Raw genomic sequence first — 12596 nt, forward strand, 5'->3', positions numbered from 1 at the left:
GGATCAGCCCTCCCACAATGGAATTCGAATGTCCTTCACGCGGGCGACCGATTCCGCCTCCGGGTATCCGGCGTCCACGTGGCGCAGCACGCCCGTGGCCGGGTCGTTGGTGAGCACCCGGTCGATCTTCTGGGCGGCCAGCGGGGTGCCGTCGGCGACCGTGACCTGACCGGCGTGGATGGAGCGGCCGATACCCACGCCGCCGCCGTGGTGGATGGAGACCCAGCTCGCGCCGGACGCGGTATTGACGAGGGCATTGAGCAGCGGCCAGTCCGCGATGGCGTCGGAGCCGTCGGCCATGGATTCGGTTTCACGGTAGGGCGAGGCGACCGAGCCGCAATCGAGGTGATCGCGGCCGATCACGATGGGGGCCGCGACCTGACCGTCGGCGACCAGCTCGTTGAATCGGAGTCCGGCGGACCGGCGTTCGCCGTAGCCGAGCCAGCAGATGCGGGCGGGCAGGCCCTGGAACGCGACCCGATCCCGCGCCAGGCGGATCCAGCGGGCGAGGGACTCGTTCTCGGGGAACAGGTCGAGGATGGCGCGGTCGGTGGTGGCGATACGGCCGGGTCTCCGGACAGGGCGACCCAGCGGAACGGGCCCTTGCCCGCGCAGAAGAGGGGCCGGATGTAGGCGGGCACGAAGCCCGGGAAGTCGAAGGCGCGCTCGTATCCGGCCAGCTTCGCCTCGCCGCGAATGGAATTGCCGTAGTCGAAGACCTCCGCGCCGCGGTCCAGGAAACCGACCATGGCGCCGACGTGGATGGCCATGGAATCCCGTGCGCGCCGGGTGAATTCGTCGGGCTTGCGGCCCGCGTAGTCGTCCCAGTCCTCCAGTGCGACACCGATCGGCAGGTAGGTCAGCGGGTCGTGGGCCGAGGTCTGATCGGTGACGATGTCCACCTCGACCTCGCGGCGCAGCAGTTCCGGCAGTACCTCGGCGGCATTGCCGATGAGCCCCACCGACAGTGGCCGCCGTTCGGTCTTGGCGGCGAGCACCCGGGCCAGGGCGTCGTCGATGTCGTCCGCGATCTCGTCCAGGTACCGGGTCTCGACCCGGCGGCGGGCATGCCGCGGATTGCATTCGACGCACAGCGCCACGCCGCCGTTCATGGTGACGGCCAGCGGTTGGGCCCCGCCCATACCGCCCAGACCCGCGGTGAGCGTGAGGGTTCCGGTCAGGGTGCCGCCGAATCGCTTGGCGGCCACCGCCGCGAAGGTCTCATAGGTGCCCTGCAGGATCCCCTGGGTGCCGATATAGATCCACGATCCGGCGGTCATCTGCCCGTACATGGTCAGCCCGGCCGCCTCCAGGCGGCGGAACTCGGGCCAGTTCGCCCAGTCCGGAACAAGATTCGAGTTGGCGATGAGCACCCGCGGCGCCCACTCGTGGGTGCGCAGCACACCGACCGGCCGGCCGGACTGGACCAGCAGGGTCTCGTCCTCGCGCAGGTCGAGCAGGGTCCGCGCGATGGCGTCGAAGCTGGGCCAGTCCCGGGCCGCCCGGCCGGTCCCGCCGTAGACGACGAGATCCTGTGGCCGCTCGGCCACCTCGGGATCCAGATTGTTGTGCAGCATGCGCCAGGCCGCCTCGGTCTGCCAGGTGCGGGCGGTGAGCGTGTCGCCGCGGGCGGCCCGGACGATTCGGGTCATGACGAAACCCCCTGGTCGAGAAGGTGATCCGCCGCACCCGACCGCACCAGTGCGGCCACGGTGGCGATATCCGGTGCGAGGTGGCGGTCGGGCCCGGGTCCCGGCACCCGGGCCCGCACCAGATCCCGCAGCGCCCCGGTCACCGGAGCGGGCCGCAGCGGTGCCCGGAGGTCCAATGCGCGTGCGGCGGTGAGCAATTCGATGGTGAGCACGGTGGTCAGCCCGTCCACCGCGCGCCGCAGCTTGCGGGCCGCGGTCCAGCCCATGGACGCGTGGTCCTCCTGCATGGCGCTGGAGGGGATGGAATCCACCGACGCCGGTACCGCAAACCGCTTCAGCTCGGTCACCACCCCGGCCTGGGTGTACTGGGCGATCATGTAGCCGGAGTCCACGCCCGGATCGGCGGCCAGGAATGCGGGCAGCCCGTGTGATCGGTGCACGTCCAGCATGCGGTCGGTGCGGCGTTCGGCCATGCCGGCCACGTCGGCGACCGCGATGGCCAGGAAATCCAGCACATAGCCGACGGGAGCGCCGTGGAAGTTCCCGTTGGACTCCACCCGGCCGTCGGCGAGCACCACGGGATTGTCGATGGCGGACCGCAATTCTCGTGCGGCGACGGTCTCGGCGTGGTCGAGGGTGTCCCGCGCCGCGCCGTGCACCTGTGGCGCGCACCGCAGCGAATACGCGTCCTGTACCCGCGGGCAGTCCTCGCCCCGGTGACTGGCCACGATCTCGGACCCGGCCAGCGCCGCCAGCATGCGCGCCGCCGACACCGCCTGTCCGGGATGCGGGCGCAGCTCCTGCAGATCCGCCGCGAACACCCGATCGGTGCCCAGCTGCGCTTCCACGCTCATGGCCGCGGTCAGATCGGCCAGGTCGAACAGCCGCCGCAGGTCCTCGATGGCCAGCACCAGCATGGCCAGCATGCCGTCGGTGCCATTGGTGAGAGCCAGGCCCTCCTTCTCCGCCAAGGTGATCGGCGCCAGCCCGTGCTCGGCCAGCGCGGGCCCGATCGGGCGCGGACCGCCGGGCCCGAGCACCGACCCCTCCCCCATCAGTGCCAGCGCCACCGCCGCCAGCGGGGCCAGGTCACCCGAGCAGCCCAGCGAACCGTATTCCGGCACAACCGGAATCAGCCCGCTGTCCAGCAGTCCGGCCAGCGCCCGCGCGGTCCCGGGCCGCACCCCGGTGTGCCCGGACAGCAGGGTGCGCAAGCGCAGCAGCATCATGGCCCGCACCACCTCCGCCTCCACCGGTGCACCGGCCCCGGCGGCGTGCGAACGAATCAGCGAGCGCTGCAGGTCGGTTCGCCGGGCCGCTGGTATGTGCCGCAGCGCCAGCGCCCCGAACCCGGTGGACACCCCGTAGACCGGCCGGTCACTGTGTGCCAGCGCGTCGATGTGCTGCCGCACCCGCGCCAGCTCCGCCAGCGCGTCCGCGTCCAATTCCACTCGTGCGCCGCGCCGGGCCACCGCCACCACGGCCGCCCGCGTCAGGGGTCCCGCTCCCACCGGCACCCGTTCGGCTCCGATTCGAGTCATGGGCACCATTCCAGCGCTTCCGGCCGCGCAGATCGAGCACCCTCGGCCCGGTTTCGCGAGCTTTTTCCGACGCCTGGCAGGTTGCCGGTAAGCTCCGCGTTTCTCTCTGGCGTGCGCCGCGAATTGTTACGATCGGCGGGGATGTCGAGGGAGGTGCGGTGTCTGAGCTCAATCGAGCGCCGGTGGGCGTGGATCCATTCCGGCCCAACGCTGCTCGCGTGTACAACTACATGCTCGGTGGCAAGGACAATTACGACGCCGACCGCGCACTCGGCGACAAGATGCTGCAGGTCGCCCCGGACACCCGGGAGACCGCCTGGCACAGCAGGCAATTCCTGCTGCGGGCGGTGCGACGCGCGGCAGAGGACGGCATCCGTCAGTTCGTGGACATCGGCGCGGGCATTCCGATCAGCCCGAATGTGCACGAGGTGGCACAGGAGGTCGACCCGTCCGCCATCGTCGCCTCCATCGATTACGACCCCGTGGTGTACGCCCACAGCAATGCGCTGCTCACCGGCGCGCCGGGCGTCACGCCCATCCTCGCGGATATTCGCGAACCGGACAAAATTCTCGAATTAGCGCGCACCGCGGGCGGAATCGACTTCTCCCTGCCGGTCGCCGTCGTGATCGTCGGCGTCCTGCACTTCGTCATGGACGACGAGAAGCCCTACGAGGCCGTGGCACGCCTGCGTGACGCCATGGCGCCGGGCAGCCTGCTGGTCATCCAGCACGCCTCCACCAATACCCACCCGTTTTTCCAGAACGCCTCCACCAGCGACACCGTCGGCAGCCCCTCCCAGGTCGACTTCCGGCCGCCGGAGCAGGTCGAGCGCTTCTTCGAGGGCTTGGAGATGCTGCCGCCGGGCCTCGCGCCCGCCAATGAATGGCTCGAAGGCGACCTCCAGCCCACCCGCCTGGTGGTCCTCTGCGGCATCGGCCGCAAGAACTGACCGCCGGGACGAAAACTGCTGCGGCGCAGGGCAACCCACTGCAGCACCACTCAATCCACCGCGGCCAGCGTGTCCGCCCGCGTGACCAGCGCATCGGCGATCGGGCGAGGACGCCGGCCCAGGCCGCAGGCGCTGGCGACGCCGTCGACCGGGCGGCCCAGCACCGATTCGATGGTGCGCAGCGTCTGGATCTGCTGGGCCTCGGTCGGGGCCTCGTGCACGAAACCCGCGTAGAAGCGGGTTGCCGGCGGTAGGTCCAGGCCCGCGAGCGGGGCGTAGAACTCCGGACGGGTCGAGGGCGGAATCTCACCGGCCGCGAGCGGGCCGTGGATGAACTCCAGCGTCCGGCCCGAAGGCCAGTGCCGGGCAATGGAATTGGCCAATTCGACCAGCGGGCGGGTATCGCGCAGTGTGGTCCGCGCCTTGTTGCGCATGCTCCCGAGACACAGGTGCACGCCGATGCGGGTGCCCTCCGGGGTGGCCGCCGCGAGATCGGCGATGCCGCGGCCCAGGCCCAGCGCGGCATCGATACGCCGGTGCAGCGGCTGGGTTTTGGCCATCAGCACCATTTCGGCGGTGGCCTCGAACTGCAGCACCACCTGGTCGCCGGCCCGCGCGCGAATGGCTTCGATATCGCGAATCATGGCGTCGCGGAAGGCTTTCCGATGCCGTCGCACCCCGCCCGCCCCCATGGCGATGAAGGCCATCGTGAAATCGGTCGGCATGCCCATCTGGAGTGACAGCTCGGGTAGATCCCGTTCCGCGCGTAGGGTTTCGAAGGTCGGCAGCGCTTCTTCGGCCTCGCCGCGGTAGCCGAACTCCATCATGTCTCCGGTCAGCCCGGCGTCCCGGGCGGCGCGGTGGATGGTCCGCTCTCGGCTCGACGTCCATGAGCCGCTGCGTTTCACTTCCAGTGCACCCTGAGTAACCAGATCGTCGATGATCGGCTGGATGTACCACTCGTAGCGTCCGGTCTCCCCGGTCGGCAGCGTCCGCAACCGGGTGCCCGCACCGTCGAGCATCGCCCGCATCGCATCGCCGGTGCTCTCGGCCGGAAAGCTCCCGACGAAGTGCACATTTCGCGCGCCCATACCGTGCATGGTAGATCTTCGACCACGTTCCCGAATGCACCGTTCGCGGATCATTGTGTGGAGTATCGTCATTCGCCAGAGAATGGCCGGACTCGGAACCGCTCCTGGGAAGAATCTCGGTGATGAAGAAGCTCTATGCCCGTTTGATGAAGGCCTCATGTCCCGTCGATCCGGAGTCGATGGCGGTCAATCTTCCCATCATCCAGGGTGAGGTCGTCCCGTACGCCATGTCGGATCCGGGTGCGCGCCAGATCTTCTTCTTCCTGGACGAGCAGGACGGGACCATGTTCTCGATCACGCTGTACGACACCGAAAAAGACCTCGAACACGCCATGCGGGACGCCGACAGCGAGCACCGCCACACGACGCTGGCGCGGCTGGGCTGCACGCCCATCGACGCGCGCACGCTCGAGGTGGTGGCGGGCGCGGTCGCCGACGACGCCGCGAAAGTCGACTTCAGCCAAGGGATTTCCTGACGTGCGCACCTCGTTGCGGGCGCTGGCCGTCTGCGCGGCCACGACCCTGCTCTCCCTCACTCCGGTACTGGCGCAGGCCGATCCCGCGGCCCCTGCCGATCACTGCCAGGACGTGACGTTCCCGGTCCCGCAGGGCACCATCGCGGGCACCCTGTGCCTGCCGGACGGGCCCGCGGACACGGTGATGATCCTGATGTCGGGATCCAACTACAACCACCTGTACTGGGATTTCCCGTACCAGCCCGACACCTACAACTTCCGGCGCGCCATGAACGCGGCCGGTTACGCGACGCTGGTGGCGGACCGGCTCGGCAATGGCGCGAGCAGCCGGCCTCCCAGCCTCAGCCTGACGGCCTCCGAGACCGCGGAGGCCCTGCACACCATGGTGCAGGCGCTGCGCGGCGGCTTCGCGGGCAATGCCCCCTTCACCAAGGTGGTCACCGCCGGGCACTCACTGACCTCCGGCACCTCGGTCATGGAGGCCACCAGTTACCACGATGTCGACGGCGTCCTGCTGACCGGCTACTCGCACACGCTCAGCGTGCCGGACGTGCTCGGCGTGATCAGCACCTACTATCAGGCGGTCGATGATCCCGAATTCGCCGGGCGCGGTTACGATCCCGGCTATCTGGTCACCCGCCCGGGCACCCGCGCCGCCGATTTCTATGGCGTAGCCCCGGACCCCCGGGTCGTCGCGATCGACGAGGCCGGCAAGGAGACCTTCTCCCTCACCGAGTACCCCGACGGCCTGCTCTCCACCCTGCCCGGTATGTCCAGCTTCATCACGGCGCCGGTGCTCATCGTGAACGGGAGCCGGGATCGCATGACCTGCGGCCCCGGTTTCGGCACCTGCACCGACACGGCCACCCTGGATGCGGCCGAGCGCCCGTACTTCTCCCCCGCGGCGAAGCTGCGCACCTTCGTGCTCCCCGACAGCGGCCATGCCATCAATCTCGCGCCGAATACGGCTGACTACCGCGCCGTGGTCCTCGACTGGATGAAGTCGCTCGCCAACTGAGATCCGGTGCGGGCCTGCGGAACTCAGGCCGAGAACGGCGAGCCCGCTCCCTCCGCCCGGGCCGGGCCCTCGCGCCGGGTGGCAGCCAGTGGCAGGGCGATGTCCTCGAGCGACCGGCCCTCGGCATCCACCGCGAGGAGCTGGGCGATTACACCGCCCGCGATCATGACCGCCGCGCCGAGCAGATAGCCGAGGAAGAGGCGACCCGGATGTGAGCCGTCGCCGATCAGCGCGCCGTAGACGACGGGCCCGAGCGCGCCGAAACACTGTGCGATAGCGAAGAATACGGCGATCGCCTTGGCGCGGACCTCGAGCGGGAAGATCTCGCTCACGGTGAGATAGGCCGAACTCGCGCCCGCCGAGGCGAAGAAGAAGATGACGCACCAGCACGCCGTCTGGGTGATCGCATTCAGGACCCCGGCGTAGAACAGCACCGCCGAGATCGCCAGCAGCACACCGGAGAGGATGTAGGTGCCCGCGATCATGCGACGGCGACCGATGGTGTCGAAGAAGTGCCCGATGGTGAGCGGCCCGGCCAAGTTTCCGACCGCGAAGGCGATCAGATAGATGGGCGTGGAACCGGAGGGCACCCCGTAGAACTTGCCGAGCACCAGCGTGTAGGTGAAGAAGATCGCGTTGTACAGAAACGATTGGCTGATCATGAGACTCGCGCCCAGGATCGCGCGCTGCGGATACTCGCGGAACAGCACCCTGGTCAGTGCCAGATAGCCGATGCGATCGGCGGGTTTCAACGCCATGACCCGGGATTCGTCGACCGGCGGCAGCGACACCCCCGTCGCCTCCACCTCGCGCTCGATCTCCGCGATCGACTCCTCCGCGTCGCGGGCGTGGCCGTGCATGATCTGCCAGCGCGGGCTCTCCGGGAGATGGCGGCGCACGAACAGGATCACCAGGCCCAGCACCGGGCCGATGAGGAAGCCCAGCCGCCAGCCCAGCGACAGGCTCAGGTGATTGAGCAGAACGTAGGTGCCGAGGGTGCCGATAATTGCTCCGGCCCAATAGGTTCCGTTCACCGCGATGTCGACGCGGCCGCGATAGCGGGCCGGAATCAGCTCGTCGATGGCGGAGTTGATGGCCGCGTACTCGCCGCCGATGCCGGTGCCCGCGATGAAACGGGTGACGTACAGGAAGGCCACCCAGCCCGCGCCATTGCCGAGAGTCGCTGCGGTGAGCCCGCTTCCGAGCAGATAGATGCCCAGGGTGATCAGGAACAGCTTGCGCCGGCCCAGACGATCGGAGAGGTTGCCGAACACCAGCGCGCCGACCACCTCGCCCGCCAGGTACACCGTCGCGATCAGGCCGACCGCGGTCGAGGACAGGTGCAGGGTCTCGGGTTTGGTGAGGGTGTCGGCGACCGCGCTGGCCACCGTGATCTCGAGGCCGTCGAGAATCCACGCCACTCCCAGCGCGACCACCAGCCGGGTGTGGAATCTCGACCACGGCAATCGATCGATCCGGGCGGGCACCAGGGTCCGCACCACGCCGCCGCTGCCGAGCGCCTCCGCCATCACGACTCCTGAGTCCGGTTACCGCGTCCTCTGTCCACCATCGAATGCCCCGACAAACGATAGGCCAATCCTCGAAGATCACCGCTCGAACTGCGACGATACGGGTCGATCGGGGCCGGAAAACGTGCCGGTCCGAATATTCCGCGATGAGTTTCGCGGAGGCTATGGCTAGCATCGGCGTTCGTGCGTTCAGTTTCCGGGGGAGTTTTTCCAATTCGACTGATCGCCCTCGTGGCGGGGGTGCTCGGTGTTCTGCTGGCGGTGCTCACACCGCTGCTGCCGGTCCGGCAGGATCGGGCCGGCCTCGATTGGCCACAGGCACAGGCGGTTCAGATGACCGCGCCGCTGGTGGATTACGTGCCGCTGTCGATGGATATGAGCGTGCCGTGCGCGGTGCTGCGCGACATGACCAGCGGGACAGTGCTGTCCACGGTGCCCGCACAGGCTCCGGGCGCCGCCGCCAAGGGTCTGATCGCCCGCGTCGAGGACCGACCGGGCATCGGGCGCACCCTCTCCGTGACGCTCCGCAACGTCCCTCTGCTCACCGCCTCGATCTTCGAAATGACCGGCATCGGAACAGCTTCCGACCCGGCCATCACCTCCCCCTCCAGCGTCACCCCGCAATCCGGCACCACGCCGACCCCGACACCCGGAGCCACACCCCCCGCCAACACGAACCCCGAGCCCGGAGCCACACCGCCGCCGGGCCCGAATCCCGCACCCGGAGCGGCACAACCGTCCGGCGCGAACACTGCACCCGGCGCTGCACAACCCTCGGGCGCGAGCCCGGCTCTGGGAGCGACACCGCCCTCAGGCGCGAATCCGCCTGCCGGAGCGACACCACCGCCAGTGGCCACGCCGCTCGCGGGAGCCACGCCGGTAGCGGGCTCGAATCCGGCGCGAGGAGCAACCACGCCGCCTGGTGCCTCACCTCCGCCGGGCGCGAATCCGCCTGCCGGAGCGACTCCGCCGCCGGGCTCGACACCGCCGCCGGGCTCGACACCGCCGCCGGGGGCGACACCGCCGCCGGGCTCGACACCGCCGCCGGGGGCGACACCGCCGGCAGCCACCCTGCCGGCGGATGCGCCGCTGCCGCCCGCCGGTAGCACCGATCCCGGTACGGCTGCCGGGCCCGGGGCCGGGAGCGGGTCGAATCCGAATCTTGTGCCGCACGCCGGTTGCGGTGCGCTGGTTGTGCATTCGAGTGCGGAGGTCACCACCGCCGAGTTGACCGGGTTGACCAAGTCGGACGGTTCGCCGTTCCGGACCAGGATCGCGCGGGATGTGCGGCCCCAGATCGTCGGCGTGTACACCGATCTGGATCGGACGCGGCTGAGTAATGCCACGTTGCACGCCGAGGTGGATTCGCGGTTCTCGTCGAGCCCGAGCGTGCTGAAGCTGGCGGCTATGGCGGGCGCGGTGCTGTGCACCCTCGTCGCGCTGGTCTGCCTGTACTTCATGGATGCGGCGGACGGCAGACGCAGGCGACGGTTCCTGCCGGCGCGCTGGTGGCGGTTCACGCTCACCGATGCGGTCGTGCTCGCGACGCTGGGTGTCTGGCATGTGATCGGGGCCAATACCTCCGACGACGGTTACATCCTCACCATGGCGCGGGTATCCGAGTACGCGGGATACACCGCCAACTACTACCGGTGGTACGGGGTGGCGGAAGCGCCCTTCGGATGGCCGTACGAACTACTGGCGCAGATGACCCGGGTCACCGATGCCGGGGTCTGGATGCGGTTGCCGGCGCTGCTGGCCGCGGTGCTGTGCTGGTGGGTGATCAGCCGGGAGGTGCTGCCGCGCCTCGGTTCCCGGGTGCGCGCCGCGTCGGGTCCGCGCTGGGCGGCCGCGCTGGTGTTCCTGGCGCTGTGGCTGCCGTTCAACAACGGTCTGCGGCCGGAGCCCCTGATCGCGCTGGGTGCGTTGCTGACCTGGTGCTCCATCGAACGCGCGATCGCCACCAGGCGCTTGCTGCCCGCCGCTGTCGCGGTGCTGATCGCCGCGTTCTCGCTGGCGGCGGGACCGTCCGGATTGATCTGCCTGGCAGCACTTTTCGCCGGCTCACGACGCGTGCTGCGGATTCTCCTCACCCAGGTGCGCGCGGAAGCCGGAGGGCTCCCGGCCCTGCTCGCGCGCATCGCTCCGGTGCTGACGGCGGGCACCCTGGTCCTGACGGTGGTCTTCGCGGATCAGACCCTGGCGTCGGTCGCCGAGGCCACCCGGGTGCGAAAGCTGGTGGGCCCCGACCTGTCCTGGCCGGACGAACCGACCCGCTGGATCTCGCTGCTCTCCCTGACCCCGGACGGCTCCCTGTCGCGGCGCTTCGGCGTGCTCGCCATGCTGCTGTGCCTGGTTGTCTGCGTCGCGGTGGCGTTGCGCAAGGGCGGCCGGATTCCGGAGACCGCCCGCGGGCCGGTGGCGCGGGTGCTCGGCATCGCCGTCATGTCACCGCTGCTCATGGCCTTCACGCCGACCAAGTGGACCCATCACTTCGGTGTTTATGCCGGGCTGGCGGGTGCACTGGCCGCGGTCACGGCGGTCGCGGTGGGCGGCAAGGGAATCCGGCTGCCGTACCTGCGCTCGCTGTTCGCGGCGGCGGTGCTGGTCCTGGTGGCGTTCTGCTTCACCGGCTCCAACGGCTGGTGGTACGTCTCCGGCTACGGCGTGCGCTGGCCGGATCGCGCACCCGTGGTGGGCGGTACCAGCGTCGCCTCGCTGATCCTCGGGCTGGGCGCGTTGTGCCTGCTGGTGGCGGCCTGGCAGTACTTCCGCGAGCCCTATCGACCGGCAGGAAACGGCTCGGCGGCACGGGTTTTCGATCGAATCGCCATCCGGCCGCTCACGGTCGCCGCCGCGCTGGTGGTGCTGTTCGAGGTGGCGACCATGGCCTCGGCGGCGTGGACGCAGTACCCCGCGTACTCGGTCGCGCTCTCGAATCTGCGGGCCCTGCAAGGAAAACCATGCTCCATGGCCGATGACGTGCTCGTGGAGACCAAGTCCGAGGAATCCGTGCTCACGCCCTACACCGGCACCCCAGCCGACGGACTCGCCGCGGACAACAGCGGATTCACTGCCAATGGCGTCGGAGACCTCGCGCCCGAGGGCGGTGGCCCCGGCGGTGGCAGCGGTCCGGGTGGTGGCAGCGGCGGCCCCGGCGGCGGCGGTCAGCAACAGGCCACTCCCCCGCCCGGCGGCGGCCCCACGGACAAGTCCAAGGCCGACCCCGGCATCAACGGCAGCACCATCGCCCTGCCCTACGGACTCGACCCGAAGCTGACGCCCATCCTGGGCAGCTACACCACGGGCCAACCGCAGCCCGCGCATCTCACCACCCAGTGGTACCGCATGGATCTCGCTGCGGCGCAACGTGATTCCAGCTACCACATCCTGGTGCTGACCGTGGCCGGCCGCATCGCCGGTGAGGAGCAGGGCCACCGGATCGACGGCGCTCAACTACACCTCGAGTTCGCCCACCGATCCGACGACGGCACCATCGAACCCCTCGGCACTCTGACGCCCCCGACGGTCGGCGGTGCCCCCGGCTGGCGCAACCTGCCCATCCCCTTGAACCGAATCCCCGCCCGGACCACCGCGATTCGCCTGGTGGCCGCCACCGACGACCCGACCGGCAAGCAATGGCTCGCCCTCACCCCACCCCGCCTGCCCCACCTGGCCACCCTCGACACCGTCGTCGGCCACGACACCCCGGTCCTGACCGATTTCCATGTCGGCCTGGCCTTCCCGTGCCAGCACCCCTTCGACCACCGGGACGGCGTCGCCCAGCTCCCGTCCTGGCGCATCCTCCCCGACAAACTGAACGCCCAGGTCTCCGAAACCTGGCAGGGCGACACCGGCGGCGGCCCCCTCGGCTGGTCCAGCCTCCTACTCCGCTCCCAGCCCGTCCCCGCCTATCTCAACCACGACTGGACCCGAGACTGGGGCGAGCTCCAGAAACTCACCCCGTACATCGACGCACCCCCCGCCACCACCACCGTCCACCTCGAAACCCGCTGGGGCTGGACCAACGACACCCCCATCAAGGCCGCCCCCGACCCGACCCAAACCCACTAGAACTCGATCGAGCCGGGCCTCCGGGCCCGGACTCGGTCGTGTATCAACGGAATTCGTGAACGACTTCGATCGGGCCCACCAGGTGCTCATTGAACTCTTCCAGCTCGTCGGCCGGCACCCACAGTTCGAGGATGGTCCGCCCACCGGTGAATCGGCTGCACGCTATCGACCGATCCCCCACCATCGCCACACAATTCGCGCGTGCCGAGCTGACAAGAAGTGACCCGCCGCGGTCCGAATGCTCGGACGGCGGCGGGTCTCTGGG

At 69.5% G+C, this 12596-nt stretch carries 8 protein-coding genes and 1 pseudogene; 4 read left to right on the top strand and 5 right to left on the bottom strand.

Annotation, left to right across the window (positions count from 1 at the left end; all coding sequences use genetic code 11):
• Positions 1-3: 3 nt before the first annotated feature.
• A pseudogene (hutU, locus tag ABZV44_RS13475) lies at positions 4-1652 on the bottom strand (urocanate hydratase).
• Entirely contained in the window at positions 1649-3193 is a 1545-nt protein-coding gene (hutH, locus tag ABZV44_RS13480; RefSeq protein WP_354835604.1) for a histidine ammonia-lyase, read from the bottom strand. Before hutH ends, hutU begins: the two are co-directional and overlap by 4 nt.
• Before the next feature lie 158 nt (positions 3194-3351).
• Between hutH and ABZV44_RS13485 the strand changes: the two genes are divergently transcribed.
• Entirely contained in the window at positions 3352-4143 is a 792-nt protein-coding gene (locus ABZV44_RS13485; protein ID WP_354835607.1) for an SAM-dependent methyltransferase, read from the top strand.
• A gap of 50 nt (positions 4144-4193) precedes the next feature.
• Here ABZV44_RS13485 and ABZV44_RS13490 read toward each other — a convergent pair whose 3' ends face one another.
• A complete protein-coding gene (locus ABZV44_RS13490) occupies positions 4194-5234 on the bottom strand; it encodes a hypothetical protein (protein ID WP_354835609.1) in 1041 nt (346 codons plus the stop codon).
• A 122-nt stretch (positions 5235-5356) separates the two neighbouring features.
• On the opposite strand from ABZV44_RS13490, the gene ABZV44_RS13495 reads away from it, so the two are divergent.
• Both ABZV44_RS13495 and ABZV44_RS13500 read left to right on the top strand, forming a co-directional pair.
• Positions 5357-5710 (top strand): hypothetical protein, encoded by a 354-nt coding sequence (locus ABZV44_RS13495; RefSeq protein WP_354835611.1) that lies wholly within the window; start codon positions 5357-5359, stop codon positions 5708-5710.
• Between the two features lies 1 nt (position 5711).
• Positions 5712-6728, top strand: a complete 1017-nt coding sequence (locus ABZV44_RS13500; protein ID WP_354835613.1) for an alpha/beta hydrolase — start codon at positions 5712-5714, stop codon at positions 6726-6728.
• Between the two features lie 23 nt (positions 6729-6751).
• Here the strand turns inward: ABZV44_RS13500 and ABZV44_RS13505 are convergent, their stop codons facing one another.
• Positions 6752-8257: an MFS transporter gene (locus ABZV44_RS13505; RefSeq protein ID WP_354835615.1), complete on the bottom strand. Its 1506-nt coding sequence runs from the start codon at positions 8255-8257 to the stop codon at positions 6752-6754.
• Positions 8258-8440: 183 nt separating this feature from the next.
• Here ABZV44_RS13505 and ABZV44_RS13510 point away from each other — a divergent pair, with 183 nt between their 5' ends.
• The gene (locus ABZV44_RS13510) at positions 8441-12331 is read left to right on the top strand and encodes an arabinosyltransferase domain-containing protein (RefSeq protein ID WP_354835617.1); all 3891 of its coding nucleotides are present in this window, start codon (positions 8441-8443) and stop codon (positions 12329-12331) included.
• 43 nt (positions 12332-12374) lie between these two features.
• Here ABZV44_RS13510 and ABZV44_RS13515 read toward each other — a convergent pair whose 3' ends face one another.
• Positions 12375-12515: a hypothetical protein gene (locus ABZV44_RS13515; protein WP_354835619.1), complete on the bottom strand. Its 141-nt coding sequence runs from the start codon at positions 12513-12515 to the stop codon at positions 12375-12377.
• Positions 12516-12596 lie beyond the last annotated feature (81 nt).

Origin of the sequence: Nocardia sp. NPDC004860, from assembly GCF_040609015.1 — a bacterium.
Classification (GTDB): Bacteria; Actinomycetota; Actinomycetes; order Mycobacteriales; family Mycobacteriaceae; genus Nocardia.